At 56.9% G+C, this 25,182-nt stretch carries 21 protein-coding genes and 1 pseudogene; 19 read left to right on the forward strand and 3 right to left on the reverse strand.

The features are described 5' to 3' along the window. Nucleotides 1-86: 86 nt before the first annotated feature. Entirely contained in the window at nucleotides 87-1,130 is a 1,044-nt protein-coding gene (locus tag CPJ18_RS06320) for an alpha/beta hydrolase (protein ID WP_181013840.1), read from the forward strand. 362 nt (nucleotides 1,131-1,492) lie between these two features. On the opposite strand, the gene CPJ18_RS06325 is transcribed toward CPJ18_RS06320, so the two are convergent. Further along, nucleotides 1,493-1,885, reverse strand: coding sequence for a winged helix-turn-helix transcriptional regulator (locus CPJ18_RS06325; RefSeq protein ID WP_077122095.1), 393 nt, complete (start codon nucleotides 1,883-1,885; stop codon nucleotides 1,493-1,495). 81 nt (nucleotides 1,886-1,966) lie between these two features. Here CPJ18_RS06325 and CPJ18_RS06330 point away from each other — a divergent pair, with 81 nt between their 5' ends. Further along, nucleotides 1,967-2,698 (forward strand): SDR family NAD(P)-dependent oxidoreductase, encoded by a 732-nt coding sequence (locus CPJ18_RS06330; protein WP_077122096.1) that lies wholly within the window; start codon nucleotides 1,967-1,969, stop codon nucleotides 2,696-2,698. Nucleotides 2,699-2,979: 281 nt separating this feature from the next. Here CPJ18_RS06330 and CPJ18_RS06335 read toward each other — a convergent pair whose 3' ends face one another. Next, on the reverse strand, nucleotides 2,980-3,306 hold the full coding sequence (locus CPJ18_RS06335; protein WP_077106377.1) for a hypothetical protein: 327 nt from the start codon (nucleotides 3,304-3,306) through the stop codon (nucleotides 2,980-2,982). A 317-nt stretch (nucleotides 3,307-3,623) separates the two neighbouring features. Here CPJ18_RS06335 and CPJ18_RS06340 point away from each other — a divergent pair, with 317 nt between their 5' ends. From CPJ18_RS06340 to CPJ18_RS27520, 14 genes and pseudogenes are all read left to right on the forward strand, one after another. Next, on the forward strand, nucleotides 3,624-4,316 hold the full coding sequence (locus CPJ18_RS06340) for a FadR/GntR family transcriptional regulator (protein ID WP_077106437.1): 693 nt from the start codon (nucleotides 3,624-3,626) through the stop codon (nucleotides 4,314-4,316). Continuing rightward, nucleotides 4,313-5,488, forward strand: coding sequence for a PLP-dependent transferase (locus tag CPJ18_RS06345; protein ID WP_103657437.1), 1,176 nt, complete (start codon nucleotides 4,313-4,315; stop codon nucleotides 5,486-5,488). Before CPJ18_RS06340 ends, CPJ18_RS06345 begins: the two co-directional genes overlap by 4 nt. 38 nt (nucleotides 5,489-5,526) lie before the next feature. Further along, a complete protein-coding gene (locus tag CPJ18_RS06350; RefSeq protein ID WP_077106375.1) occupies nucleotides 5,527-6,786 on the forward strand; it encodes an ABC transporter substrate-binding protein in 1,260 nt (419 codons plus the stop codon). 115 nt (nucleotides 6,787-6,901) lie between these two features. Continuing rightward, on the forward strand, nucleotides 6,902-7,834 hold the full coding sequence (locus CPJ18_RS06355; RefSeq protein ID WP_077106374.1) for a carbohydrate ABC transporter permease: 933 nt from the start codon (nucleotides 6,902-6,904) through the stop codon (nucleotides 7,832-7,834). A 3-nt stretch (nucleotides 7,835-7,837) separates the two neighbouring features. Beyond that, nucleotides 7,838-8,668 (forward strand): carbohydrate ABC transporter permease, encoded by an 831-nt coding sequence (locus CPJ18_RS06360; RefSeq protein WP_077106373.1) that lies wholly within the window; start codon nucleotides 7,838-7,840, stop codon nucleotides 8,666-8,668. 4 nt (nucleotides 8,669-8,672) lie between these two features. Continuing rightward, entirely contained in the window at nucleotides 8,673-9,743 is a 1,071-nt protein-coding gene (locus CPJ18_RS06365; RefSeq protein ID WP_103657438.1) for an ABC transporter ATP-binding protein, read from the forward strand. A 1,140-nt stretch (nucleotides 9,744-10,883) separates the two neighbouring features. Beyond that, entirely contained in the window at nucleotides 10,884-11,864 is a 981-nt protein-coding gene (locus CPJ18_RS06370) for an AraC-like ligand-binding domain-containing protein (protein ID WP_103657439.1), read from the forward strand. Between the two features lie 181 nt (nucleotides 11,865-12,045). Next, a complete protein-coding gene (locus tag CPJ18_RS06375; RefSeq protein WP_103657440.1) occupies nucleotides 12,046-14,073 on the forward strand; it encodes a hydantoinase/oxoprolinase family protein in 2,028 nt (675 codons plus the stop codon). A gap of 3 nt (nucleotides 14,074-14,076) precedes the next feature. Then, nucleotides 14,077-16,044, forward strand: coding sequence for a hydantoinase B/oxoprolinase family protein (locus CPJ18_RS06380; protein WP_103587454.1), 1,968 nt, complete (start codon nucleotides 14,077-14,079; stop codon nucleotides 16,042-16,044). 167 nt (nucleotides 16,045-16,211) lie between these two features. Then, a complete protein-coding gene (locus CPJ18_RS06385; protein ID WP_103657441.1) occupies nucleotides 16,212-17,066 on the forward strand; it encodes an FAD binding domain-containing protein in 855 nt (284 codons plus the stop codon). After that, on the forward strand, nucleotides 17,063-17,536 hold the full coding sequence (locus tag CPJ18_RS06390) for a (2Fe-2S)-binding protein (RefSeq protein ID WP_103657442.1): 474 nt from the start codon (nucleotides 17,063-17,065) through the stop codon (nucleotides 17,534-17,536). Before CPJ18_RS06385 ends, CPJ18_RS06390 begins: the two co-directional genes overlap by 4 nt. After that, the gene (locus CPJ18_RS06395; RefSeq protein WP_103657443.1) at nucleotides 17,529-19,877 is read left to right on the forward strand and encodes a xanthine dehydrogenase family protein molybdopterin-binding subunit; all 2,349 of its coding nucleotides are present in this window, start codon (nucleotides 17,529-17,531) and stop codon (nucleotides 19,875-19,877) included. The genes CPJ18_RS06390 and CPJ18_RS06395 overlap by 8 nt, the downstream gene beginning before the upstream one ends. A gap of 64 nt (nucleotides 19,878-19,941) precedes the next feature. Next, complete coding sequence (locus CPJ18_RS06400) at nucleotides 19,942-21,324, forward strand: aspartate aminotransferase family protein (protein WP_103657444.1); 1,383 nt, start codon at nucleotides 19,942-19,944, stop codon at nucleotides 21,322-21,324. Then, a pseudogene (locus CPJ18_RS27520) lies at nucleotides 21,324-21,731 on the forward strand (nuclear transport factor 2 family protein). The gene CPJ18_RS06400 and the pseudogene CPJ18_RS27520 overlap by 1 nt, the downstream one beginning before the upstream one ends. A 12-nt stretch (nucleotides 21,732-21,743) precedes the next feature. Here the strand turns inward: CPJ18_RS27520 and CPJ18_RS06410 are convergent. Further along, nucleotides 21,744-22,649, reverse strand: coding sequence for a LysR family transcriptional regulator (locus CPJ18_RS06410; RefSeq protein ID WP_103587465.1), 906 nt, complete (start codon nucleotides 22,647-22,649; stop codon nucleotides 21,744-21,746). Nucleotides 22,650-22,785: 136 nt separating this feature from the next. On the opposite strand from CPJ18_RS06410, the gene CPJ18_RS06415 reads away from it, so the two are divergent. The 3 genes from CPJ18_RS06415 to CPJ18_RS06425 all read left to right on the forward strand — a co-directional run bounded on the left by CPJ18_RS06415 (nucleotide 22,786) and on the right by CPJ18_RS06425 (nucleotide 25,179). Continuing rightward, complete coding sequence (locus tag CPJ18_RS06415; RefSeq protein ID WP_103587467.1) at nucleotides 22,786-23,508, forward strand: LamB/YcsF family protein; 723 nt, start codon at nucleotides 22,786-22,788, stop codon at nucleotides 23,506-23,508. Nucleotides 23,509-23,581: 73 nt separating this feature from the next. Beyond that, the gene (locus CPJ18_RS06420; RefSeq protein WP_103657561.1) at nucleotides 23,582-23,815 is read left to right on the forward strand and encodes an acetyl-CoA carboxylase; all 234 of its coding nucleotides are present in this window, start codon (nucleotides 23,582-23,584) and stop codon (nucleotides 23,813-23,815) included. Further along, nucleotides 23,815-25,179: an acetyl-CoA carboxylase biotin carboxylase subunit gene (locus CPJ18_RS06425; protein WP_103657445.1), complete on the forward strand. Its 1,365-nt coding sequence runs from the start codon at nucleotides 23,815-23,817 to the stop codon at nucleotides 25,177-25,179. Before CPJ18_RS06420 ends, CPJ18_RS06425 begins: the two co-directional genes overlap by 1 nt. Nucleotides 25,180-25,182 lie beyond the last annotated feature (3 nt).

Consider the following 25,182-nt stretch of genomic DNA (forward strand, 5'->3'; position numbering starts at 1 on the left):
GCCGCCAGTTCGCTCTTTGCCTGGCAGTCCCTGGCCGTCCACATTTTGACCTTTAAGCAATCCAACACGATTTGGGAGACGTAGACATGAAGACCACGCGCACGGTTTTTCTTGGCACCATATTTTTTGGAGCAGCAATGATCATCAACGGTTCGGCCCAGGCTGACGATAAAACGTCGCTACCCGGTTACACAGAAGGTGCGCAGGTCGTTCGCGTGGAAAAGACGCAAGGCCAGATCGATGCGATGAGCGGTGTGGTCTACACGCAGATCAAACAATTGCGGTCCATCACTCAGCTTGAAATGTCTCTCCTCGTGCCTCGCAGCGATGATCTGAAGCCAGCGATCATCTATTTTCCGGGCGGCGGATTCACCTCTGCGGAACATGAGAAATATATCGATCTGCGGATGGCGCTTGCCAAAGCCGGTTTCGTGGTCGCAGCCGCGCAATACCGCACGGTTCCCAACAAGTTCCCGGCATTGGTCCAGGACGGCAAGGCTGCCGTTCGTTATCTGCGCGAACATGCAAGCGAATATGGTATCGACCCCACCCGCATCGGCGTGCTGGGCGATTCAGCCGGTGGATATGTGTCGCAGATGCTTGGCATGACGAATGGCGAGACAGCATTCGACGCTGGCCAGTTCCTCGACAAATCCTCCGATGTTCAAGCGGTCGTGACGCTCTACGGGCTCTCCAATCTTCTTGATATCGGCGATGGCTTTCCTGAGCCAATCGCAAAGGTCCATGAATCGCCGGCGGTCACCGAGACCCTGCTGGTCAACGGCCCGGCATTTGCCGATTTTGCCGGCGCATCCATCACCAGTGATCCCAAAAAAGCCTTGCAGGCCAGTCCCATGGGTCATGTCGAAGGTAGCAAGCCGCCTTTCCTCATCATGCACGGAACTGCAGATACTCTCGTTTCGCCAAAGCAGAGCGCACAGCTCTACAAGGCCTTGAAGAACAAAGGCAGCAAGGTCGATTACTTACTTGTGGAAGGTGCCGCCCATGGCGATATCACCTGGTACCAGCCACCCATCATCGACCGGGTGGTCAACTGGTACAAGGACGTTCTGGGCAGCCCTCTCAAGGGAAAAAGTGATGCATCGGGCTCCAAGAGCGGAAAACTCTAGGTAGCTGTCGCGCCCTCACAGAGGGAAACACTTTGCAGCGTTCAACCGTCTGGTGGAACTGGCGCATACGCGCAGCAGGAATTATTTTCTCTACGGTGAAAGACATTTGCGTTCCTTTGTCAGCTTCCATGCTTGCTTTACACACCACCCAATAAAAGGGAGAGGCTATAGCTAACATTAAAAATTTGCGCGATCAGCGTGTACGGATTCGAGCAACAAGCTTCAATGCAATTGTGGTGAATGTCGGCTCCGCCAACGAGGAATGTTGGGGGCATAACGATTGCATTGGTCGGCCAAATGCGGGGTGCAGGTTGACTGTCATTACGAATAGCGCGCGCCGGAGACGGACCCCAGTGACGTCGTCAACGTCGATTTCCCGCGTTGTCATAGGTCAGTGTGGCTGCTTCGATCTTGTCGCCGTTTGCCGCTGCCCACGCACACAGTGCTTCAAACGGCTCCCGCAAGGAATGGCCGAGCGGAGTTATTGCGTATTCTACGCCAATCGGCTGCGTTGGGAGCACCGTCCTCGTCACAAGGCCGTTTCGCTCGAGTCTCTTCAGGGCATCGGCCAGAGCCTTGTGCGTGATCCCATCGAGACGCCGCTTGAGTTCGTTGAAGCGCGAAGGTTTGGGACAGATGACTGTCAGGATCATGATCGTCCATTTGTCAGCAATCTTGTCCAGCACCGGGCGAACCTGCGGCATGTTGCAGAGCGCGCTGTGAGAGAGGGCTTCCAGGTCGGTATACTCGTCCATATCTAGGCTATTCCAGGTGCGTAATTGATATCAGATATCCAACGTATATCATGTCGAGACCATTCAGTGAAAGGATTTACGATGGCTCGAATGAATAACAAGGTCGCTTTGGTCGTTGGCGGCGCGAAGGGTATTGGACTGGCGATTGCAGAGCGACTTTCTGCCGAAGGCGCAAATGTCTTCATCACCAGTCGTAGAGGTGAAGATGCTGAAAAGGCGGCTAAAGACATCGGCAATGGTGCGGTTGGTATTCCCGCTGACGCAAGCTCTCCGGAAGACATGATCACGGCTGTCGAAACTGTCCGCAAAGCATATGGCCGTATCGACTCGCTTGTTTTGAATGCAGGTCTTGCGGAGCCTTCGCAGATCGCCGAGATGACGCCGGAGCACTTCGACCGCCACTTCGGCGTCAACGTCCGAGGGATGGTTTTTGGCCTTCAGGCAGCTCTCCCAGCAATGACAGAAGGCGGCTCGGTCGTCCTCGTCGGGTCCATAGCCGGGAGCGCGGGCTACGCGGCTTACGGAACCTACGGCGCAACCAAGGCGGCCGTTCGATCCTACGCCAGAACCTGGACGGCAGAACTCGCACCCAAAGGCATACGCGTCAACGTCGTTGCGCCTGGCCCAACGGATACGAAGATGATGGCTGCTGTCGCGGAAGACACGCGCGCGGCAATTGTTGCTCCGATTCCCATGGGTCGTATGGCACGGCCTTCAGAAGTGGCTGCGGCTGCCATATTTTTGTTGAGCGACGACGCCAGCTACATCGCCGGTGCCGAATTATGCGTTGACGGTGGCTTGCTGCAAGTCTGACGGGCTGACGATACATTGTACCCGATCTTCAGTAGATCGGGTACGGCAAAACGTGGCTATTGACAGAACGACCTCAAATCGAAACCTTGGAAGAGCCTGCGTCATGTGAAGGGTCATGGTCTCGTGACCTTACTGAGCAATAAAAGCGCCAGCATCATGCATCTGCAAACGATGGCGACCAGTTTCTCTTGTCCCCATCACGTCTGTGCTTCTATTTCCAACAAATGATTTGAGCCGGCTACTTCAGCACCCGACTCGAGCAGGGGCATAATGACGATTTCTCAGCGCGACGGACGAAAACTATATATCATCGCCTGCGCCATCACTGGCACGACTGCTTTTCCAATCTGGTCTGCCACCGCCCCAAGCCCGCCGACAAACTCACATTTGTCCGCAAAACCCTGCAACTTAGCGCCTATGCGGCTCGTTAGGTCGGGTACGAATCGGTTCAGCCGGTCTTCATCCTCCGTCGGCGCAGCTTTAGCCGGAAGCGCGTCGAGAAACTGCTGATGCTTGGAGCGTGTCAGTTCTCCCTCATGTGCGCTGCCCTGATATCCTCGGATCGTGTCCGCCCGGTGATTGCGTTGTTTGATCGATTGCAGCCACACTTTCGCGCCCTTCTAGCCGTTTTCGCCCATAAGGTCGACGAGGGTGTCGCCCACGTTCGTGGCGTTTGGAAGCGCCTTCGAGATTCTTGTGCATCCCCACCAACATGGTCAGAAAGCGACGAAGTAACCCTTGGCGTTGATCCGGCGGTTTTCGGTTGAGTGTTATGCGATGTACTCGCAGTGGAGGAGTCCAACGTATTTCGCATCGAACACCGTCTTGATAAAACCTTAACTTATGATAATCGGTAAGATGTCAGACCAATTAAACGTGTTTGAGTTAGGATTTCTGAGTGGAGAAATCGGTGGACAATCATCTGATGACACCCTTGCCTGCGATTGACCGGGTACGTCAGGTCGAGGCAGCACTTGCTGAGTTCGTTAACACGGCAGGCCTAAAAGCTGGCAGTCGCCTGCCAGCCGAGCGCGAGCTTATGGCGGCTCTCGGTGTCGGCCGTTCCACCGTCCGTGAGGTGATACGCAAATTTCAGGCCCTCGGCGTGATCGATAGCCGAAAGGGGAGCGGTAACTATCTGCTCAAGCCGATTTCGGGTGCAACCGTGCATATGCCCATTTCCATTGAGGCGGCAAGCCAGCGCGATGTACTGTTGATGACGCTGGAGGTGCGCCGCGGAATAGAGGTCGAGGCTTCCATGGCTGCCGCGCGGCGCAGAACAGAAGACGATGTGGAGACCATGCGCCTGCGACTGGAGGAAATGGAGCGTGTCCACCTTGCAGAGGGCACGTCGGGCAAGGCCGATCTTGCCTTTCACCTCTCTATTTATGACGCGACCCATAATTCGCTCTTCAAACAGCTTCTGGAGCAGATGCGTGAAGGTTTTGAGCGGTTCTGGTTGAAACCTTTTGACAGGCCAGATTTCGCAGCGCGCTCCTTCCCTTTCCACCGCACGCTTTTCAACGCGATTGTCGCAGCAGATGCGGTGGCTGCGCGTGAAGAAACGCTGAAAATCCTCGCCATTGTCGAGGAAGATATCAAGGACATGTCCAAATGAGCCAAGGCAATGATCTCTATGATCCCGCATCTCTCATCGTTGCCCATGATGCAACGCATGCCTTCGAGGCTGTGGTGCCGCCCATCGTCCAGACCTCGCTTTTCACTTTCTCAAGCTATGACGAAATGGTCGCCACCTATCGCGGCGAGAAAAGTCGTCCTGTTTATACGCGCGGATTGAACCCTACAGTTCGGATGTTCGAGGAAATGCTGGCGAAGCTCGAAGGTGCCGAGGATGCACTTGGCTTTGCCAGTGGCATGGCAGCAATTTCCTCCACGGTTATATCTTTTGTTTCGCCGGGGGACCGTATCGTCGCCGTGCGTCACGTCTATCCGGATGCCTTCCGTCTTTTCGGGACGTTGATGAAGCGTATGAACATTGGCGTGACCTATGTCGACGGTCGTGATGAGGCCGCGGTCGAAAAAGCGATGCCCGGTGCGAAGCTTTTCTATATGGAAAGCCCGACGAGCTGGGTCATGGAAGCGCATGATGTTGGCTCGCTGGCAGAAATTGCCCGGCGGCACGGCGCTATTTCGGTAATCGACAATTCTTGGGCAAGCCCGATCTTTCAGCAGCCCCTCTCTCTCGGCGTTGATCTGGTCGTGCATTCCGCTTCCAAATATCTCGGCGGCCATAGCGACGTCGTGTCTGGTATCGTTGCGGGCTCGAAAGCAATGATCAATACCATCCGTGCTGAGGCCTATCCGTATCTGGGTGGCAAGATGTCTCCCTTCGATGCATGGCTTTTAATCCGCGGGTTGCGCACCCTGCCCATTCGTATGAAAGCGCATCAGGAATCGGCGCTTGAAATCGCCTCGCGTTTGCAGGCCCTCGATGTCGTGGAAACCGTTTGCCATCCCGGTCTGGTTAACCGCCTGCCGCCGGGCCTTAACGGCACATCCGGCCTGTTTTCATTCATCTTCCGCGAGGGTGTGGATGTCAGGGCCTTTGCCGACCGTCTCGAACTTTTCAAACTTGGTGTTTCCTGGGGAGGACATGAAAGCCTGATCGTCCCTGGCGAAGTGGTGCTCGAACAGAAGGCGCAGCCGAATTCAGCGCATACGTTCGGTATCAGCCCGCGCTCCGTGCGCTTGCATGTCGGTCTTGAGGGTACTGAAGCGCTCTGGAACGATCTCGAACCTGCGATCAGGGGGGCATCCGCCGCCGCCTGATGCTTTAAAAAACGACGACAAAAAACTGGGAGAACGCAATGAAAAAACTGGTAGTAGCAACACTTCTCACCGTCTTGATGGCCGGAACGGCACTGGCGGACACCACCTTGAAACTCGTGGAAGTCATCACGAGCCCCGAACGCACCGAGACCCTGAAGGGCCTGGTTTCCAAATTCGAAGCCGCCAATCCCGGTACCAAGGTCGAGATCATCTCGCTTCCATGGAGCGAGGCATTCCAGAAGTTCGCCACGATGGTTTCGGCGGGCGACGTTCCCGATGTGCTTGAAATGCCCGATACGTGGCTGTCGCTCTATGCCAATAACGGCATGCTCGAAAGCCTTGAACCTTATCTGGCGAAATGGGAACACACTGCCGGTTTGAGCGCGCGCACGCTGGAGCTTGGTCGCGACGTCAAGAACACCGCCTATATGCTCCCCTACGGTTTTTACCTCCGCGCCATGTTCTACAACAAGAAGCTGCTCGAGCAGGCAGGAGTGAAGGAACCGCCGAAGACGCTCGAGGAATTCGCGGATGCGTCCAAGAAGATTGCCGCTATCCCTGGAAAATATGGATATTGCCTGCGCGGCGGCCCGGGCGGGTTGAACGGCTGGGTTATGTTCGGCGCATCCATGGCTGGCTCCAACGAGTTTTTCACCAAGGATGGAATATCTACCTTTGACAGCCCCGGTTGGGTAAAGGGCCTGACCTATGTTGTCGATCTCTACAAGAACGGTTACGCGCCGAAAGACAGCGTCAACTGGGGATTCAACGAGATCGTAGCTGGCTTCTATTCAGGTACATGCGCCTTCCTCGATCAGGATCCTGATGCGCTGATTGCCATTGCGCAGCGCATGAAAGCCGAAGATTTCGGCGTCATGACGATGCCAAAGGGGCCGGATGGCAAGACGTTCCCGACAATCGGTTTCGCTGGCTGGTCCATGATGGCGTCGTCCAAGAGCAAGGACTTGTCCTGGAAGCTGATCGAAACGCTTGAAGGTCCAGAAGGCAACATCGAGTGGAACAAGAAGACAGGAGCGCTTCCAGTTCACACGTCAGCGGAAAAAGACCCGTTTTACGCTAGTGAGCAGTTCAAGGGCTGGTTTGAGGAATTGGCCGACCAGAATGCCGTCCCGACCACCATGCCGACGTATCTCGAAGAATTCGCGTTCTTCAAGGATTCGCTGGTGATCAAGACTTCGCAGGAAGCACTTCTGGGCGACATCACCCCGGAAGAACTCGCCAAGCAATGGGCTGACTATCTGACGAAGGCTCAGCAGAAGTTCCTGAAATCGAAATAAACGAGAAAGGCGGCGTGTCGCAACGCGCGCCGCCTAATCGCTTGTTTGATTCAGAAACAGTCCAGATTAGCGAATGGCGCATCCGTTCGCCGTGTTTTTCGCTGGGGAGCATTCGATGTCCTACACCCAAAGCGCCCGGCCTCTGGCTCCGCGTAAACCCGCATTACAGCGTCTGGCCCGGTCGGCTGAACCGTGGCTGTACAGTGCGCCGGTCCTCGTCCTCATCGTCACCATCATGATGGTGCCGCTGGTTTTGGGGTTGTCTTACGCCTTTCGCGACGTTCAATTGCTCAACCCGTTCTCTGGCGGGTTCATCGGGCTCGACCATTTCAGAGAGCTTTCGCAGGACGTAGCTTTTTATCGCGCGCTGAAGAACACGCTTTGGTGGACCGGAGCTTCGGTTTTTCTGCAATTCTTTTTCGGGCTTATTCTCGCCCTGCTTCTGGACAAGCCGTTTGCGGGCCGTGGCGTGGTGCAGGCGCTCGTATTCCTGCCCTGGGCCGTGCCCACTTTTCTTGCTGGGCTTAACTGGGCGTGGCTGTTCAACCCTGTCATTGGTCCGCTGCCGCATTGGATGACGTCGCTCGGGCTGCTCTCCGCGCCTAACAACATTCTCGCAGACCCGCATCTGGCAATGTGGGGACCGATCATCGCCAATGTCTGGTGGGGCATCCCTTTTTTTGCGATCACGCTGCTGGCCGCCCTTCAGGCCATTCCGCGTGATCTCTATGAGGCCGCATCGATCGACGGTGCAACGCCGCTCCAGCGCTTCACGTCCATCACTCTGCCGTTTCTTGCGCCAACCATCGCGATTACGGTTTTGCTGCGCACGGTCTGGATTGCCAATTTCGCCGATCTCATCATCGTCATGACCAATGGCGGACCGGCAGACCGGACGCAGATCGTTGCGAGCTACATCTTCACGCAAGCCTTCAAGCGGCTGGACTTCGGTTACGCATCCGCCATTGCGTTGGCTCTGCTTGTGCTTCTGCTCGCCTATTCCATGGTCATCGTCATCATGCGCCAGCGCCTTATCGAGAAAGATTGATCCATGACCAGCAGGATTTTTCTCACTATCACGCATCGCATGGCGCTTCTTCTCTATATAGTTTTTGCGCTTTTCCCGCTTTTCTGGCTCCTCAAAGTGTCGGTCACCCCCAACGACCTGCTTTACAGTGAAGGCGTGCGGATGTGGCCTTCGCACGCGACGCTCGATCACTATCGTTATGTTATCGAAAACAGCGCTTTTCCCACGTTTTTCAAAAACAGCGTCATCGTCGCAGGCTCGACAGCCGTTGCTGTCACCATACTGTCTTCGCTTGCCGGTTATGCACTGTCACGCTTCCGCTTTCGCGGGAAATTCTGGATCATTGGTTTGATGCTGGTGACGCAGATGTTCCCCCTTGTGATGCTTGTGGCACCTATCTTCAAAATGCTCTCGCCTCTTGGGTTGACGAACAGCCTGACCGGCCTCGTTATCGTGTACACAGCGTTCAACGTCCCCTTCGCGACGTTCCTGATGCAGTCGTTTTTCGACGGCATTCCAAAAGACCTCGAGGAAGCTGCGATGATTGACGGTGCTACCCGCTTCATGGCGTTCAGGCAGATCATTCTGCCGCTAACCCTGCCCGGTATCGCCGCAACGCTCGGCTTCGTCTTCACGGCAGCCTGGAGCGAACTGCTGTTTGCCCTGATGCTGATTTCGGGAAATGAAAGCGCGACGTTCCCGGTAGGTCTGCTGACCTTCGTATCGAAATTCTCGGTCGATTTCGGGCAGATGATGGCGGCAGGGGTTTTGGCTTTGATTCCCGCATGCCTCTTCTTCCTGCTCATTCAACGATATCTCGTGCAGGGCCTGACGGCCGGTGCGGTGAAAGGATAAATCCATGGCTTCCATCGAGCTCAATCGCGTCGCCAAATCCTATGGTGATCATCCTGTGCTGCACGGCGTCGATCTTTCCATTGCAGATGGCGAATTTGTTGTCCTTGTTGGTCCGTCTGGATGCGGAAAATCTACTTTGCTGCGCATGATCGCCGGTCTTGAGGAGATCACGTCCGGTACGCTCTCTATAGACGGACAACTCGTCAACGATCTCAAGCCGAAGGACCGGGATATCGCCATGGTCTTCCAGTCCTATGCGCTTTATCCGCATATGAGTGTTGCCGACAACATGAGCTACAGTCTGCGTTTGCGGAAAAGTCCCAAGGAGGTGATAGCTGCTGCGTTAGCGTCGGCATCCAGCAAGCTAGGGCTGGACCCTTATCTTGCAAGGCGGCCAAAGGCGCTCTCCGGCGGGCAGCGCCAGCGCGTCGCCATGGGCCGAGCGATTGTCCGCCAGCCGAAAGCCTTCCTCTTCGACGAGCCGCTTTCGAACCTTGACGCGCGCCTGCGTGAGCACATGCGGGCGGAAATCAAGCGTATGCAGGCTGATTTGCGCGCCACCTCCGTTTACGTGACGCACGACCAGATTGAAGCGATGACGCTCGCCTCCCGGATCGTTGCCATGAATGACGGTTACGTGCAGCAGATCGGCGCACCGCTTGATCTTTATGATCGTCCAGCAAATCTTTTCGTCGCAGGCTTTATTGGTTCACCCGGAATGAACTTTCTTGGGGGCCGATGCGTGCAAAATGCAGATGGAAGCGGAATGGCACTGACGGATGGCAGCGTGTTACCACTGGGGCGGCAGGTTGCGGTTCAAAACGGCGACACGATAACACTTGGAATTCGACCCGAACACGTTGTCGTTTCTCCAGACGCAGAGGGTATTGAGGCGAAGGTAGAACTTGTCGAGCCAACTGGGCTCGGTATCATCCTGCACCTGGCCGTTCATGGTCTCCCGTTCAAGCTGTTTTCATCAGACCGTGCTCTTTTACAGCCGGGCAAGTCCATCACTGTCGGGCTACCGACTGATAAGTTACATGTCTTCGACGCAAAGGGTGACCGTATCGATTGATTCTTAAGGCCGATCCGGTTTCTTCCCGGTCCATTACGTCGCGCAAAGCGAGGGCGGGTCTAGAGGTTTGATCACGGGCTTTAATGGTGCAATTTTCGAGGTTTGAGCGCGACAGTTTCGAAAGACCGCTTAGTTTCGATCCTCGGCGACTACCTTTCGATTTGTCGGTCACAGTGAATTCGCCGCACAAGGACGTCATACGCAACTATGCGGACCGCACACTTTTTCGTTTCGATGCCAAAGGCTGATCTGCCGATGAACGGGTTTGATCGAAATCGCTAGGTTGGTGAGTTGGTGTCTGTTCTGCGGATTTAGTGAACATCGGGTCGTAAGTTCGAATTGGTTCAAGGCGAAAGAAGCCGGTCAAGGTGCTAATGCGATGCCCTCTGCGGTTCACGCTTAACGACGGCTTCACGCGCCGACCACTTCGGCCAATCGGCTTGCGCTCGCCAACTCCCGAGACAGGACATTGCCGTATTACTTTGGCCAACGATTCTCGGACTGTATCGTTTTTGATCAGCCATCCCAAAGCCTACTTCTATCGTAATGCCCAATTTAATAAGCTAAAATCTAAAGCGCCTATCATCTGCTTGTATGTTTTTAGGCGAAGTCTAACTAGCAGGCGGCCCCACCTATCGACTACGTGCCGGGGGCGCGCATCCTTCTGTCGACAATGTCTTTTTCGCAAGCGAGCAACCGTATTTCGATCACCGAACCGCAGAGCTCAATCTCTCAGGGTGCCAAGAATACTTTGCTTCGGCTAAAATCTTATCACAAATCTCATTGACCATAGTCGTCAGATTGGCAGCGATACCAGCGGTGGCCGATGTGAAATCTGTGCAGTTATTTGTGGTCTGGCGCGTGCATCACCTGACCGGAACTTCCGAATTGGAGCCGGGAAGGTGTTTGACCTGGCAGGCGATACCATTTGAGCGATCTCGTGATCAACGCCTGAGTATGCTTTGCCAGACTGACTTCCCAACACACCATACGCCTTAAGAAGTTCCGGTCGTTTCGGATCGAAGTGCGGCTTGGTTCATAAATTTATGCGTTTTTTACCAATACGCTCTTCGGAATTGATGTATCTTGGGGTCAATAACGAGGAACCGGCTAAGTCGGGCCACAGGGGAATATCGAAGAATGAGATACGTCGTCGATAATGTCGGCGGTCTTGCTGGAGGCGATGCCTGGCAGGCCGCAGTTACGGAAACCTATTTTCCGCTCGATACCGAGTATCGCAACCGGCGTGAATTCACCGGGCAACTGGAGACATGGTCGGTAGGAATTGTCGGCGTCTCACGGATGCAGTGCGATGGCGTGAGCTACAGAAGGCATCGCCGTCACTTTCTGAACGAGCGTGATGCTAGTCTGCTGGTTTCCATCCCTGAGATGAGCGAAGTCAATTTTTCGCAGGGATCACGCAGTGTCAAATGCAATCCTGGCGGTTTCCTTTTAGAGCGTGGGGATGCTCCCTATGAATTCTGGCATGGTCGCCCAAATGCCCTATGGGTCCTGAAAGTTCCGTCTGCGAGTGTCCGGTCACGCATAGGCTCGACGGACAGGTTCAGCGCTTTGAGCTTCGACGGCACGAGCGGTGTCGCTGCGCTGTTTCTCGACACCGTCCGCACGACCATCGGCCATGTCGATGATATCAGCGATGCGGCGCGCGAGATGACCGGTCGGCATATTCTGGAAATGCTGTGTTTATCGATTGTCAGCGACGACCGCGTTCTCGATAGCAGCATCTCCTCCATTCGCGCCGGACATCTTCACCGGGCCGAACAGTATATTCGTGACAACATCAAGAGCCCTTCGCTTGGCCCGCAGGCTGTGGCAGAGGCGGGTGGAATTTCGCTTCGCTACCTTCAGGGACTGTTCCAGGAAAGTAGCAAGTCTATCAATGGCTTCATACGCGATAGCCGCCTTGATCACTGTGCTGAAGACCTCATGTCGCTGACAAACACGAAGACCATTGCGGAAATCGCCTATCGTTGGGGCTTCACGGACCAGTCGCAGTTTTGTCGGCACTACAGAACCAGATTTGGTTGTTCGCCAAGCGACACACGCCGGGAAGCCGTGCTTCGGGCGCGTTTGTCACCAGAAACTCACCAGCGTCACTGACGCGCTTCGATCTTAAACCATGTCGGCTCTGCCCAAGTGATTGAGGGCGGTGCGGGATAGCAATGCCTTCCGGGCGCTTTACCCGGGAATTCTTCATTTCGAGACATCAGACACGCTGCCCCATCCGGGGCGGGCGAAGGCGAGACATTGTCCCAGCCGACCAGCCAGTAGAGGACAGAGCATGACCAAGACGAGAGTTGCCGTGGATGTGGGCGGAACCTTTACGGACATCTGTATCATGGACGAGGAAACGGGAGCCATCCGTATCGAGAAAACCGGCTCGACCCCTGACGATCCCATGCGCGCAATCCTGAACGGAGTAGAACAAGCTCGCGTCGATCTGTCTGATGTCACGATGTTTTCTCATGGCACCACGGTTGCGACGAACGCCCTGATCACCCGCCGTTTGCCCCGCACGGCAATGGTTTGCACCGAAGGGTTTCGCGATGTGGTCGAAATCCGTCGAGCCAACAAGGAAGATCTTTGGGATACCTACAAGGATGTCGCCAAACCCTATATTCCGCGACGTGACCGTCTGACGGTTCGTGAGCGGGTGGATGCCGAGGGTTCTGTTCTCGAGGCGTTGAATGAGGATGACGCACGCCGTGTCGCTGAGGTTCTCAAAAAGCGCGAGGTCAAGTCGGTCGCTGTCTGCTTCATGAATTCCTATGTCAGTGGCGCCAATGAACGGCGCATGCGTGATATCTTGAAAGAGGTGATGCCGGATATTCCGGTTTCTATCTCCTCCGAGGTGATGCCCGAAATTTTCGAGCATGAACGGTTTTCCACCACGATGGCGAACGCCGTCTGTGCCCCTGTGGTGGTGGATTATGTGTCGCGCCTCAGCGATAAGCTCGCCGCAGGCGGCTATCGTCGCGATCTCCTGTTGCTTCATTCCGGCGGCGGCGTGATGACACCCGCTAGTGTCAGGGACTTTTCCGCGCGCCTTGCCGGATCGGGCATTGCAGCGGGTGCCATTGCCAGCCGGTTCATCGGCAATCTTTGCGGTTTTCCCAATTCGATTGGCTTCGATATGGGTGGCACCAGCACTGACGTTTCGCTGGCTTGGAACGGCCAGTCACGCATCACCAAGGATTGGTATATCGAATATGGGTATCCGATCCGATTCCCCTCCATAGAGGTGCTGACGATCGGCGCAGGGGGTGGCTCTCTCGCCTGGCAGGACGAAGGCGGATCGCTTCGCAACGGTCCGCAGTCGGCAGGCGCCCATCCGGGGCCAGCCTGCTATAGCAATGGCAATCCGGTTGCGACCAATACGGATGCGAATGTGGTTCTCGGGCGCCTGGGCACAAGCCTTGCGGGCGGCAAGATCACGCTCGATCCCGGCCTTGCCACTAAGGCCGTTCAAGACACCGTTGCCACGCCTTTCGGAATGGGACTGCACCGCGCTGCCGAAGCCATCATTGCCGTTGCCAATGCCAATATGGCCAATGCCGTGCGTCTTCTGTCCGTCAGCCGTGGTTACGATCCGCGCGATTTCGCTCTGGTGGCTTTCGGTGGAGCAGGGGCGTTGCACGGTGCGGCTGTCGCCAGGGAACTCGCCATCCCAACCGTCATCGTGCCACCCAACCCCGGCGTAACATCCGCGCTGGGCTGCCTGCTGGTCGATGTGCAGCATGATTTCTCCGAAAGCTTTATGGCAGATGCATCCGCCGTATCGCCTGAAGAAATGGAATCCGCGTTTCAACGTATGGAGGTACAGGCCACCGACCGGCTGTCGAATGAAGGCATTGCCCCCGCAGACATGGCTCTGCAGCGCACGGTCGAAATGATGTATCAGGGCCAATGGCGTTCTCTCGCCGTGAATGCGCCAGCGAAAATCGGGAGCATCGGCTCCTTGATCGAAGCCTTCCACGGTGAGCATGAGCGGGAATTCAACTATCGCCGCGATGAAGCCCCGGTCTCCATATTCCGTATTGCGATAAAGGCTGTCGGCATCGTCCCGAAGGCCGATCTGCCCAAATATGAGGTGAGGGAGCATAGCGCGGAACCAATCGCGCGCCGTGCAGTCTGGTTCGACGGCATTTCCCACGACGCTGCAATCTATCAGCGTGAGGCTCTTGAAGCGGGAGCAAGGTTTGCCGGTCCTGCAATCGTCGAACAGTTCGATTCCACCACCGTCGTGCCGCCGGGCATGAGCGCGAGTGTAGACGCATTTTTGAACATCCTGATCGCGACGCAAGGCTGAGACATGAACAAGTTTGCGGAAACGGAAAACGGTCTCGATCCTGTTACATTCGAGGTACTCAAAAATTCGTTCATCACCACGGTGGATCAGATGGCGGAACAGATGCTGCGCACCTGCTATTCCTTCGTCATCTATAATCGCGATTTTTCCAACGCGCTGCATGATGCGGATGGAAATTCCGTGGCGCAGGGCAATTACGACATCGCCGTTCACGTCGGGACGTTGCATAACACCTGCAAAGAGGTGATTCGCGTCTTCGAAGGCGACATGTCGCCCGGTGATGTCTATGCGATCAACGACCCTTATGCCGGCGGTACGCACTTCAGCGATGTGCGCCTCGTGCGTCCGATCTTTGATGAAGATACGCTGATCGGGTTTTCCCAATCGAATGGCCACTGGTCGGATCTGGGCGGCTCGGTTCCTGGCTCCTTTGATGTGACGGCGCGTGACATGTTCCGCGAAGGGCTGCGCATAACGCCGATCCGGCTTTTCCGTCAGGGGCGCTTTTGTTCCGATGTCGCCAATATGATTGCCGCCAACACGCGTGATCCCGCCTCCATCATCGGAGATATCCATTCGCAGGCGCAGGCGACGCAGGCAGCCGAGCGTGAGCTTCTGCGGCTCGTCAAGAAATATGGCCGCAACAAAGTGACGCGCGGCATGGAGGAAGTTCAGGATTACGTCGAGCGGGCCGTGCGCAAGCGGCTTGCCGAACTTCCAGATGGGACATGGGAAACCGTCGATTATATCGACCGTGATCTGGGTGGCGGCGAAGGCATGATCCCGATCCGCATCAAGATGACGATCAAGGGCGATACGGTGCATTATGACTTTACCGGAAGTCATTCGACCATCGCCTCCATGTATAATTCCGCACCCGGCGCGACCTTCTCGGCGGTGGTTGCAGGCATGAAGACCTTCTTTCCCGATCTTCCGCTCAACAGCGGTTTTTACCGGATGATCCAGGTAACGGCGCCGAAAAACAGTGTCGTCAGCGCCGAATGGCCTGTCGCCGTTACCGGCTTTCTGATGCCGTTTGAAAAAATCATGAATGCCATCTTCGAGATGTGGTCGCAGATCATGCCGGACCGCGCCATCGCCTGTGCTTTCAACCTCGAATATCTGCTGGCCGGTGGCCGGGATGCGCGCAAGCCGGAAAAGCCGATCTTCATGTTCTATGAGTGGTTGCCCGGTGGTTGGGGCGGTCGCAACGGCAAAGATGGGGCCGATGTCACCACCGCCTGTTTCGGAACTGGCCTGATGTCGCAACCCAATGAGGGCAACGAGCGTGTCAATCCCACCCGTACTAGCGAGTTCCAGATCAAGCAGGATTCCGCAGGTCCGGGCAAATGGCGCGGTGGTGTCGGCGTCCAGAAAACCTCGCTATTGCTGGAAGCGGAAGGGGCAGTGATGTCTTACATCTGCGACCGTGAGCGTGCGGTTGTCTGGGGTGTCGAGGGAGGTCTTCCCTCCATGCCGCACGGGCTGACCATACGCCGCGCCGGTGACGAGGCCCACAAATGGCTCGGCTCCGTCTTTTCAGATTATCCCGTCTATACGGGTGATGAATTTGCCAGGCCCACCGCAGGCGGCGGCGGCTTTGGTGATCCTCTGGATCGTGATCCTGCCCACGTCATGGAAGACGTGATCGATGAATATGTCTCCATCGAACGCGCAAAGAGCGACTACGGGGTCGTCGTGAAAACCATAGATCGTGATCTTTGCCAATATGAGATCGACGTTCCGGGCACCGAAGCTGCCCGTTCGGAAATCCGCGCAAAACGCAAGGAATGGGCGCGGATGGACCCGCATGCGGTTTCGGCGCGCTACAAGGCGGGAGAGATCAACTCGCTGGACGCCGTTCGCCGTTTCGCGGTCATTCTCGACTGGGAGAGCGGCGACGTACTTGAAAAAACAACGGCGCAATTCCGCGAGAGTTTTGAAAAACGCAGCGTCGCCCATTGGTCTTAGACATTATCGCCGGGTGCCGCAGTCCATGCGATACCCGGCGATCAACCGAGGCTTTGTCCTATCGGTTTTATCGATATCACTTTCAAGAAACTCCTATTTCACAAGGGGTCGCGGCTCAGACACTATGCCGGAAAGCCGCAACAGACGGCATCTGAAGGGAACGAGTAATGTCCGATATTCTGGGCCGGGTCTTGACCGTTGCCGGTACGTTCGAGGAAGCACTTGCCGCGCAACGTTGGGGTGCTGTCGTTTTGGCAGGCGGCACATGGCTCATGCGCAACCCGCGACGGGGAATTGCACTGCCGCAAGCGCTGATATCGCTGCACGCGCTTCCCGGTTTGAAGACCATCGACATAGAAGCGCATCAGGTCACCATCGGTGCAGCCGTCACGCATGATGCTCTCGATCGGGCACTTGCCGGTGTCCCCGGTCTTGAAGCCGTTGCCGCTGCTGCCTCCGGCTCTGCCAACCCCGCTATTCGTCGGGCAGCGACGGTGGGTGGTAACCTGTGTTCCATCGATTTTGCCGCTGCCGATCTTCTGCCTGCCCTTCTTGCCGTTGATGCCATCGTGGAACTGCGTGCAGATCATGCCCCCGTTCGGCTGCCAACAGCGACATTTCTCGCCAACAGGCCTTTGCTGCTGGCTGACGCGATCCTGACCCGTGTCATCGTCCCTAGAGATGCTGTTGCCAGCGCCCATGTGCGTCTGCCTCTGCGGCGCGCGGGGGATTATCCGGTCGCCATCGTTTCGGGCGCACTGTCTGCCGAGGGGCGCATAAACATCGCCGTCGGTTCGGTTGAAACGGTGCCGCGGCGTTGGACGCGGCTTGAGGAGGCCTTTTCCCGGGAGACGGGCGGGCGCCCAGCCAGTGCGGACATCGCAGCGTCTATTGCCCGCGACTGCAATGATTTTGACGGTCGAGACGGTATCGAAGCGGATGGCTGGTATCGCCGTGAGGTCCTGCCAGCACTTGTTCGCCGAACTGTCAAAGCGCTCTTGGAAAAGGATGCTGCCCGATGACGGTCACACTGTGTATCAACGGGTCGTCCTTCCGTTTCAATGGTGATCCGATGACGCCATTGGTCGATTTGCTGCGAAGCGATCGGTTTCTGACCGGCACCAAGGCCGTCTGTCGGGAGGGATTTTGCGGTGCTTGCACGGTCCATGTCGATGGGGAGGCTGTGATGTCATGCCTTCAGCCCGTTGGTCTGCTGGAAGGCGCAACGGTCACCTCCATTGAGGCGATGTCGACAGGTGACGGACCACTTCATCCGCTTCAGGCAGCGTTTGAAGCTGCCGATGCCGTGCAGTGCGGCATGTGTTTTCCTGGCATGGTCATGAGCCTGTCCCACTTCCTGCGTGAGAAGCCAGATGCGAACCGCACGGAGGTGAAGGCGGCGATGGTGGGTAATATCTGTCGGTGTACGGGCTATGAGCGGATTATCGATGCGGTCATGGGCGTTATGGAAGGAGCCGGTCGTTATGACTGATGTTTCGACGACCGTCATGGATCTGCCCCGCCGTGATGCTCGCGACAAGCTGCGTGGCCGCACCCGATACACCAATGACCGTGCGCGGCCCGATACGCTTCATGCCGTCCTTTTGCGCTCCTCCGTCTCGTGCGGTCGCATTATCCGGCTTGATGTAACGCCTGCTTTGCAGTGCCCGGGTGTTTTGGCCATCGCCACGGCGGCGGATGCGCCCGGCCATTACGGTATAGGCATCGCCGACCATCCGCTATTTGCCATCGATATGATCCGCTACCATGGAGAGCCGATAGCCGCCATTGCTGCGGAGACAGAGGAAGAGGCACGTGCGGCGATGCAGGCGATCATCCTCGAGGTAGAACCACTCGATCCGGTGCGGACCATGGCGGACGCGCTATCGCCGGATGCGCGCCTCGTGCATGAAAACTGGCGGGACTATGAGGTCCTGACCGAAGGCGGCGCACGCTCCGGTAATATCGCCTGGGAAGCCAAATCCATGCGCGGTAACGTGGACGCTGCCTTTGCGCGTGCTGACGTTACCATAGTTGAAAGCAGCTTCACGGTTGGCAGGCAAAGCCATGTGCCGTTCGAGCCGCGTGTGGCAATCGGCAGTTGGGAGGATGGTCGTGCGCATATCCAGACCTCCACGCAGGTGCCGTGGACGGTGCGTAATGTTACCGGGCGTGTCATGCAATTGCCGCCCGGCCATGTTCGCGTCACTGTGCCGCCGGTCGGTGGCGCCTTCGGCCTCAAATTCGATGCGTCGATAGAACCGATAACCGCACTCCTGGCCCGCATGACCGGGCGCAGCGTAATCCTCGAAAACACCAGGCAAGAGGAAATGGCGACCTGCCTTTGCCGGGAAAATGCCGATATCACCATTCGTTCGGCTGTCACGGCGGATGGCGAGATTGTTGGGCGTGAGGCGGTCGTCTTGATGGATTGCGGTGCCTATGGTGGTGAGCAGGTCTTTCTGACCACCATGACATCCCACACATTGGGTGGCAGCTACAGGCTCGGTGCCGCACGGCTCGTCAGCCGCGCCATCTATACCAACACACCGCCAAACGGTGCGTTTCGCGCTTGCAACGGGGTCTATAACGGCTTTGCACTGGAGCGGCACACGGACGAGATTTGTGCTGCTATGGGCATGGACCCGATGGCGTTTCGCAAGCGCAATGTTCTGGGTAACGGTGATCTGGGGCCGACAGGCCAGGTTTTTGAAGGCGATGTGCTGCGGCCCATGCTGGAACGAATGGAAGCGCTGACCGAAAAAACTGGGACGCTGGAGTGCAAGGCCGATGGTCGCCTTTACGGTCGTGCCACCACGGTTGGGACGTGGTTCATCTTCGTCGGGCCTTCCGCCGCCACCATCAACATGAATGCGGATGGCAGCGTTACGCTGGTGACATCAGGTGTCGAAATCGGTTCCGGCACGATGATGCAGTCGCTGCCGCAAATCGTTGCGGGGCAGCTGGGTCTGCGTCCAGATCAGGTGGTGGTCAAGGAAGCGGATACGGACGCAGCGGGCCTAGATGTCGGCGTGGGCGGAGGCAGAACGACGGTTTCCATCGGTGCGGCCAGCGTTGCTGCGGCTGCCGAGGTTAAAGATAAGCTGTTGCATGCCGCAGGTGAATTGCTGCAAACGGCTGCTGATCATCTGGTGTTGCGTGAAGGCCGAGTGGAAATCGTTGATCGACCGAGCTCTGGCATCACGATCCCGGCGGTTGTCGCGCATGCGCAGGCAACAACGGGTCCGATTACCGGCACTGGCAGCTTCACCGCGAAAAATACCCCTGCGATGGCCGGTTGCGCCATGGGGCATTTTATCGACGCGCTCGATATTCCGGTGTTCGTCGTGCACGAAGCGGAGGTCGCAGTCGACCCTGAGACGGGGCATGTCGAAGTGCTGGCATATCGCGTTGTGCAGGACGTAGGACGGGCGCTCAATCGACGTGCCATCATGGGGCAAATTCAAGGTGGCGTGGTACAGGGCCTCGGTTACGCCTTGCATGAAGAGGTCACGATCACCGAGGATGGCCGTATCGCGCAGGATGGCTTTGAAACCTACCGTGTCCCTCTGGCGCAGGATGTCGTTCCCGTCGACGCCGATCTTTATGAGGGCGCGCCGTCCATCGGGCCGCTCGGGACCAAAGGGGCGGGCGAAGTTCCCATTCTTGCTGTTGGCTCCGCCATCGCCTGTGCGGTGTCGCGCGCCATCGGTAAGCCCGTATCGCGCCTGCCGCTAACGCCGCCGCGTGTCTTACGCCTGCTTCATGATCTCGAACCACCAACCCTTCATTCACACATAGCGCAGTGTTGGGCTGCAAATACGCTTGTCTGAGACGCTTGCGAAAGCATGACGACAATTTAGCCCAGCACCATCAGCTCCAGCAAATGAGTGTCACATGACCGTTATTTCCAATTCGCTCGCCGCCGCCGACATCGCTTCTGTGATGCATCCGAACACCAATCTGCGTCAGCACGAACGCACGGGTCCGTTGGTGATGGAGCGTGGGGACGGAATTCGGGTCTATGACGACCGTGGCAAGGAATATATCGAAGGTCTTGCCGGGCTTTGGTCCGTTGCTGTCGGCTTTTCGGAAACCCGGTTGGCCGAAGCAGCTTATAAGCAGATGCTGAAGCTGCCCTACTATCACACCTTCTCGTCCAAATCCCATGAGCCATCCATTCGTCTGGCTGAGAAGCTGGTGGAGATGACGCCCGAGAATATCACGCGGGCATTCTTCACCTCGTCGGGCTCCGAAGCCAACGATACCATCGTCAAGATGGTCTGGTATATGAACAATGCCATGGGGCGGCCCAGGAAGAAGAAATTCCTGTCGCGCATCAAGGGATATCACGGCATTACCATCGCGTCGGGCAGTCTCACCGGCCTGCCGATCAACCACCGTGATTTCGATCTTCCCGCCATTCCCGTTCACCACCTGACATGCCCGCATTTCTACCGTTTCGGTGCGGAGGGTGAGGACGAGGCGGCTTTCACGGCCCGGCTGTTAGCCGAGTTGGAAACGGTCATCGCGACGGAAGGCGCTGATACGATTGCCGCCTTCATAGGCGAGCCACTGATGTCAGCAGGCGGTGTGCTGCCTCCACCGGCGGGCTATTGGGAGGGTGTCGAGCGGATATGCCGCGCCAATGATATTCTGATCGTGTCGGATGAAGTCATCTGCGGCTTCGGTCGTTTGGGGACACCATTCGGATGCCAGAAATACGGCTTCACGCCTGATATCATGACATTATCCAAGCAGATCACCTCGTCTTACATGCCGTTTGCGGCTGTCATGTTTTCCGATGCCATCTATCAGGCCATCGCGGATAATTCGGAGAAAATCGGTGCCTTTGGTCACGGCTTCACCGCGTCCGGTCATCCGGTCGCCTCAGCCGTTGCGCTTGAAAATCTCGCCATCATCGAGGAGCGCGACCTTATGGGCAATGCGGCGCGGCTGGAGGCGCAGTTCCAGGCTGGCTTGCAATCCTTCGCAGATCACCCGCTCGTTGGCGAAGCGCGCGGTGCCGGGCTGATCGGTGCCGTGGAACTGGTGGCGGACAAGAAGACGCGCAGACCTTTCGAAAAAATCGGCAAAGCCGGTGCTCTCGCATCGACGATAGGCCATGAGGAAGGGCTGATTTTCCGCTCCATTGGGGACCAGCTTGCCCTTTGCCCACCGCTCATCGTGACGGCGGACGACGTTACCGAGATCATGACGCGCATGGGCCGCACGCTTGAGCGGCTGCTCGCAGCAATGGCAGCGGAAGGTCTTGTCTGATGGAAGACAACGCAACGACCTCGACGGGATGGGATATTCGCAGCCGCCGCTTGGCGACACTGCAGCAATTTCTGGATGCCTGGAATGCCCGCGATGTCGATGCGTTGATGACGTGCATGGCCAAGGACTGTGCATTTCACGCCTCGGCCGGTCCTGACGCTGAGGGGGGCCGCTATGTGGGACGCGATGCGGTGCGTGCAGCCTAAGACGCTCTGTTTTCTACATTCCCGCAAGCAAGCTGGACAAACGGCAAACATCAGGTGATGGACGAGCATGGTCTTTCGACGTGGCGCTTTATCGGCACGACGACAACGGGTCAGACCGTGGATGTCGACGGATGCGATGTCTTCACCTTTTCCGGCGACCTCATCGCCCTGAAAGACTCTTATCGCAAAAACCGCACCTGATCGAGTTGGCGGTCAACCACCGCCGCCCATGGTAACGGACATAAATCCGCGAAATGTTGCTGCGGCAGAGGCGATAGGACGTGCTCTTGCCCAGGCAAGGCCGACATCCATGCTGGGAATCTGCTCCACCAGCCGCTTGAGTTCGATGCGTTGCCCTTCGAGCGACCACGGACGATAAACCATGTCCGACAGTATCGTCACGCCCACACCTGCTGCCACGAGCGAGCGGACCGCTTCTACGGAGCTTGTGGTCAGAACCGTGCGGGGTTTCAACCCGGCTTGATCCCAGTATCGTGCGGCGGTTTCGCTGGCTTCATCGACCGTCAGCATAACGTAGTCTTCTTGTGCGATATCCGCCAGACTGATGTCGTTGCGCAGCAGCAGGTGATGATCTGCCGAAAGCCAGAGGCGACGGCTGGATCGCATCAGGACCTCCTGCTCCAGCTCCTCCATATTCCCCAGATTTGATACCAGCATCAGCGCGATGTCGATGTCGCCACAGGCCAGTTGCCGCTCAAGTTCGGTGCGAGGCAACTCTTTCAGTTCGACGGAGATTTGCGGATAGGTTTTTCGAAACCGGGCATAATATTTGGACATGAAATAGCCGGTGACCGTATAGGTCATCCCAAGCGTCAATTTGCCGGAATATCCCTCGCGCCCGCGTAGCGGACTGTGCACCGCAGCAGCGACGGCACCGGTGATGATGCGGGCATGTTCCAGAAAGCGCGACCCCTCCATGGTCAGGCGCACCCCGGCATGGGTGCGCTCCAAGAGCTTGACGCCAAGCTCTTCCTCTAGCGCTTTTATGGCTGCTGTTACTGCAGATTGGGAGATGTTGAGGTTGACGGCGGCATGGCTGACCTGGCCGCTTTCAGCCGATGCGATGAAATAATCGAGCTGTTTCAATGTGATGCTCATTACAGTTCACCCTCTGAATGATTATCTCTTTTTTTAATATTACATTAAAAAAATTACTATTTCACAAGAAGAAAATCCTCAGACAAGATTTGTGCAACGCCGCAAAGACGGCAGCATAACAAGGGGAATTTCGATCATGAGCGTCACGCTAAACTGTGACATGGGGGAGAGCTTTGGCCTCTACCGACTGGGTGATGATGCGGGAATGATGCCGCTCATCGATGCTGCGAACGTCGCCTGCGGTTTTCACGCATCTGATCCTGATCATATGCGCTCTACCGTTCGGCGCGCCAAAGAAAATGGCGTGAAGGTCGGTGCACACCCATCGCTTCCCGATCTCCAGGGCTTCGGTCGTCGTGAGATGAAGATGAGCCGCGAGGAAATCGCCAACAGCGTTATCTATCAGGTCGGCGCTTTGATGGGCTTCCTCAAGGCCGAGAACATGCCGCTTCATCACATCAAGCCGCATGGCAGCCTCTATGGCATGGCGGCACGGCAGGAAGAAATTGCCCACGGCATTTGCGATGCGGCTGAAATCTTCGGCGTGCCTCTGTTCGGCATGACCAATACGATGCACGAGAAAATCTATCAGCAGCGCGGCATCGCTTTCATTCCCGAGTTTTACGCCGATCTGGAATACGCGCCCGGTGGTACCCTGATCGTAACGCGCGAACACGATGCCAAAGATCCTGATCTGATGGCAGAGCGTTGCGTACGGGCGCTTAAGGAAAGCCAGGGTACGGCAAATGACGGAAGCTTCTTCCCGGTCGCCTGTGAGACGATCTGCGTTCACTCCGACACGCCGAACGCCATCGACATTGCCAAGGCCGTGCGTGAAGCCATCGCGCCCTGGCATTGAGATCGACAATCGCCATGAACGGCGGTTTTATGCTTGCAGCCTTCTCGCATCGTCGCAACCGGAGACCCTTGCCATGACACAGATTCTTTCACCTCTACCCGGAACATTTTACCGTAGTGCAGCACCCGGCCAGCCGCCGCTCAAGGCAGATGGCGAGGACGTCGCCATCGGTGATGTGATCGGCCTCATCGAAGTGATGAAATCCTTCCATGAAGTCCGCTCCGAGGTTGCTGGCAGCAGCGTCACCTTCCTCGTTGATAACGAAGATCCGGTCATGGCCGGTGCAGCGCTTGCGGAACTCGGCTGATGTTGAAAAAGCTGCTGATCGCCAATCGTGGGGAAATTGCGGTGCGGGTTATTCGTGCAGCGCAGGACCTAGGCATTGCGACTGTTGCCGTTTATTCCGCAGCCGATGCCGAAGCCTTGCATGTGCAGCTTGCCGATGAAGCGGTGAATATTGGTCCTCCCGCTGCGAAAAAATCCTATCTCAACATCGACGCCATTCTCGATGCGGCCCGCAGCACTGGTTGCGACAGCGTACATCCCGGTTATGGGTTTCTGGCGGAAAATGCAACGTTTTCGGATGCTGTCACGGCAGCTGGTCTCGTCTTTGTCGGTCCATCCGGCAACGCGATCCGCCTCATGGGGGACAAGGTGTCGGCGCGCGTTGCGGCGGCGGCGGCGGGTGTTCCCGTTGTTCCGGGTTCTGCCGGTCGCGTCGAGAGCATCGAGGCAGCACGCGATGTGCTCGTTGAAACCGGCTTTCCTGTCATGATCAAGGCAGCAGCCGGTGGCGGCGGGCGCGGCATTCGCATCGCCAACTCGGTTGCCGAATTCGAGCAGGCCTATCCACAGGCGCAGGCCGAAGCCTTGGCCGCGTTCGGCGACGGCGGCCTCTATATGGAAAAGGTCATCGGTCAGGCGCGCCATATCGAAGTGCAGGTTCTGGCTGACGGTCGTGATGCGGTCCATTGCTACGAGCGGGAATGCTCGCTTCAGCGCAGACGCCAGAAAGTGTGGGAGGAAAGTCCTTCCAGGGCGCTGTCTGATGCTCTGCGTGAAGAGCTTTGTGCGTCCGCCGTGGCTCTGGCAAAGGCGGTGTCCTACTCCGGTGCAGGCACCGTCGAATATCTCTACGACGATGCAGCTGACCGTTTCTATTTTATCGAAATGAACACACGTATTCAGGTCGAGCACCCTGTCACCGAAGCGATCACTGGTATCGACCTCGTCGCAGAAATGCTGCGGATTGCGGGCGGTGAGCCATTGCGGCTTTCGCAGGAAGACATCAAGGTCAAGGGACATGCCATCGAGGTACGGCTGAATGCCGAGGACCCGGCCAAGGATTTTGCGCCGTTTCCCGGCAAGGTCGATAATCTTCGCATCCCCGGCGGGCCGGGCGTGCGGTTCGATTCAATGCTGTATAACGGCTACCAGATACCGCCCTTTTACGACTCCCTTCTGGCCAAGCTGATCGTACATGCGGAAACGCGTGATGCGGCTATCGCACGTCTGAAAAGAGCCCTGAACGAACTTGAAATTACCGGAGTGAAAACGACCAAGCTGCTGTTCCTGGCGCTTGCTGCTGATCCATCCGTACAGGCTGGAGACGTGCACACGCGCTGGCTGGAAGGCTGGCTTACCGAAAACGCAGCGGCGCTGGCCGGCTGAAAA

It is taken from the genome of Agrobacterium rosae, from assembly GCF_002915175.1.
GTDB lineage: Bacteria > Pseudomonadota > Alphaproteobacteria > Rhizobiales > Rhizobiaceae > Agrobacterium > Agrobacterium rosae.

What these genes read in the sequence shown, in the direction of transcription:
- CPJ18_RS06385 (WP_103657441.1), top strand. Translation starts at nt 16,212, where the DNA reads ATGTCCGATATTCTGGGCCGGGTCTTGACCGTTGCCGGTACGTTCGAG.
- CPJ18_RS06380 (WP_103587454.1), top strand. Translation starts at nt 14,077, where the DNA reads ATGAACAAGTTTGCGGAAACGGAAAACGGTCTCGATCCTGTTACATTC.
- CPJ18_RS06330 (WP_077122096.1), top strand. Translation starts at nt 1,967, where the DNA reads ATGGCTCGAATGAATAACAAGGTCGCTTTGGTCGTTGGCGGCGCGAAG.
- CPJ18_RS06390 (WP_103657442.1), top strand. Translation starts at nt 17,063, where the DNA reads ATGACGGTCACACTGTGTATCAACGGGTCGTCCTTCCGTTTCAATGGT.
- CPJ18_RS06350 (WP_077106375.1), top strand. Translation starts at nt 5,527, where the DNA reads ATGAAAAAACTGGTAGTAGCAACACTTCTCACCGTCTTGATGGCCGGA.
- CPJ18_RS06415 (WP_103587467.1), top strand. Translation starts at nt 22,786, where the DNA reads ATGAGCGTCACGCTAAACTGTGACATGGGGGAGAGCTTTGGCCTCTAC.
- CPJ18_RS06345 (WP_103657437.1), top strand. Translation starts at nt 4,313, where the DNA reads ATGAGCCAAGGCAATGATCTCTATGATCCCGCATCTCTCATCGTTGCC.
- CPJ18_RS06365 (WP_103657438.1), top strand. Translation starts at nt 8,673, where the DNA reads ATGGCTTCCATCGAGCTCAATCGCGTCGCCAAATCCTATGGTGATCAT.
- CPJ18_RS06375 (WP_103657440.1), top strand. Translation starts at nt 12,046, where the DNA reads ATGACCAAGACGAGAGTTGCCGTGGATGTGGGCGGAACCTTTACGGAC.
- CPJ18_RS06425 (WP_103657445.1), top strand. Translation starts at nt 23,815, where the DNA reads ATGTTGAAAAAGCTGCTGATCGCCAATCGTGGGGAAATTGCGGTGCGG.
- CPJ18_RS06410 (WP_103587465.1), bottom strand. Translation starts at nt 22,649, where the DNA reads ATGAGCATCACATTGAAACAGCTCGATTATTTCATCGCATCGGCTGAA.
- CPJ18_RS06360 (WP_077106373.1), top strand. Translation starts at nt 7,838, where the DNA reads ATGACCAGCAGGATTTTTCTCACTATCACGCATCGCATGGCGCTTCTT.
- CPJ18_RS06355 (WP_077106374.1), top strand. Translation starts at nt 6,902, where the DNA reads ATGTCCTACACCCAAAGCGCCCGGCCTCTGGCTCCGCGTAAACCCGCA.
- CPJ18_RS06420 (WP_103657561.1), top strand. Translation starts at nt 23,582, where the DNA reads ATGACACAGATTCTTTCACCTCTACCCGGAACATTTTACCGTAGTGCA.
- CPJ18_RS06320 (WP_181013840.1), top strand. Translation starts at nt 87, where the DNA reads ATGAAGACCACGCGCACGGTTTTTCTTGGCACCATATTTTTTGGAGCA.
- CPJ18_RS06400 (WP_103657444.1), top strand. Translation starts at nt 19,942, where the DNA reads ATGACCGTTATTTCCAATTCGCTCGCCGCCGCCGACATCGCTTCTGTG.
- CPJ18_RS06395 (WP_103657443.1), top strand. Translation starts at nt 17,529, where the DNA reads ATGACTGATGTTTCGACGACCGTCATGGATCTGCCCCGCCGTGATGCT.
- CPJ18_RS06340 (WP_077106437.1), top strand. Translation starts at nt 3,624, where the DNA reads ATGACACCCTTGCCTGCGATTGACCGGGTACGTCAGGTCGAGGCAGCA.
- CPJ18_RS06325 (WP_077122095.1), bottom strand. Translation starts at nt 1,885, where the DNA reads ATGGACGAGTATACCGACCTGGAAGCCCTCTCTCACAGCGCGCTCTGC.
- CPJ18_RS06370 (WP_103657439.1), top strand. Translation starts at nt 10,884, where the DNA reads ATGAGATACGTCGTCGATAATGTCGGCGGTCTTGCTGGAGGCGATGCC.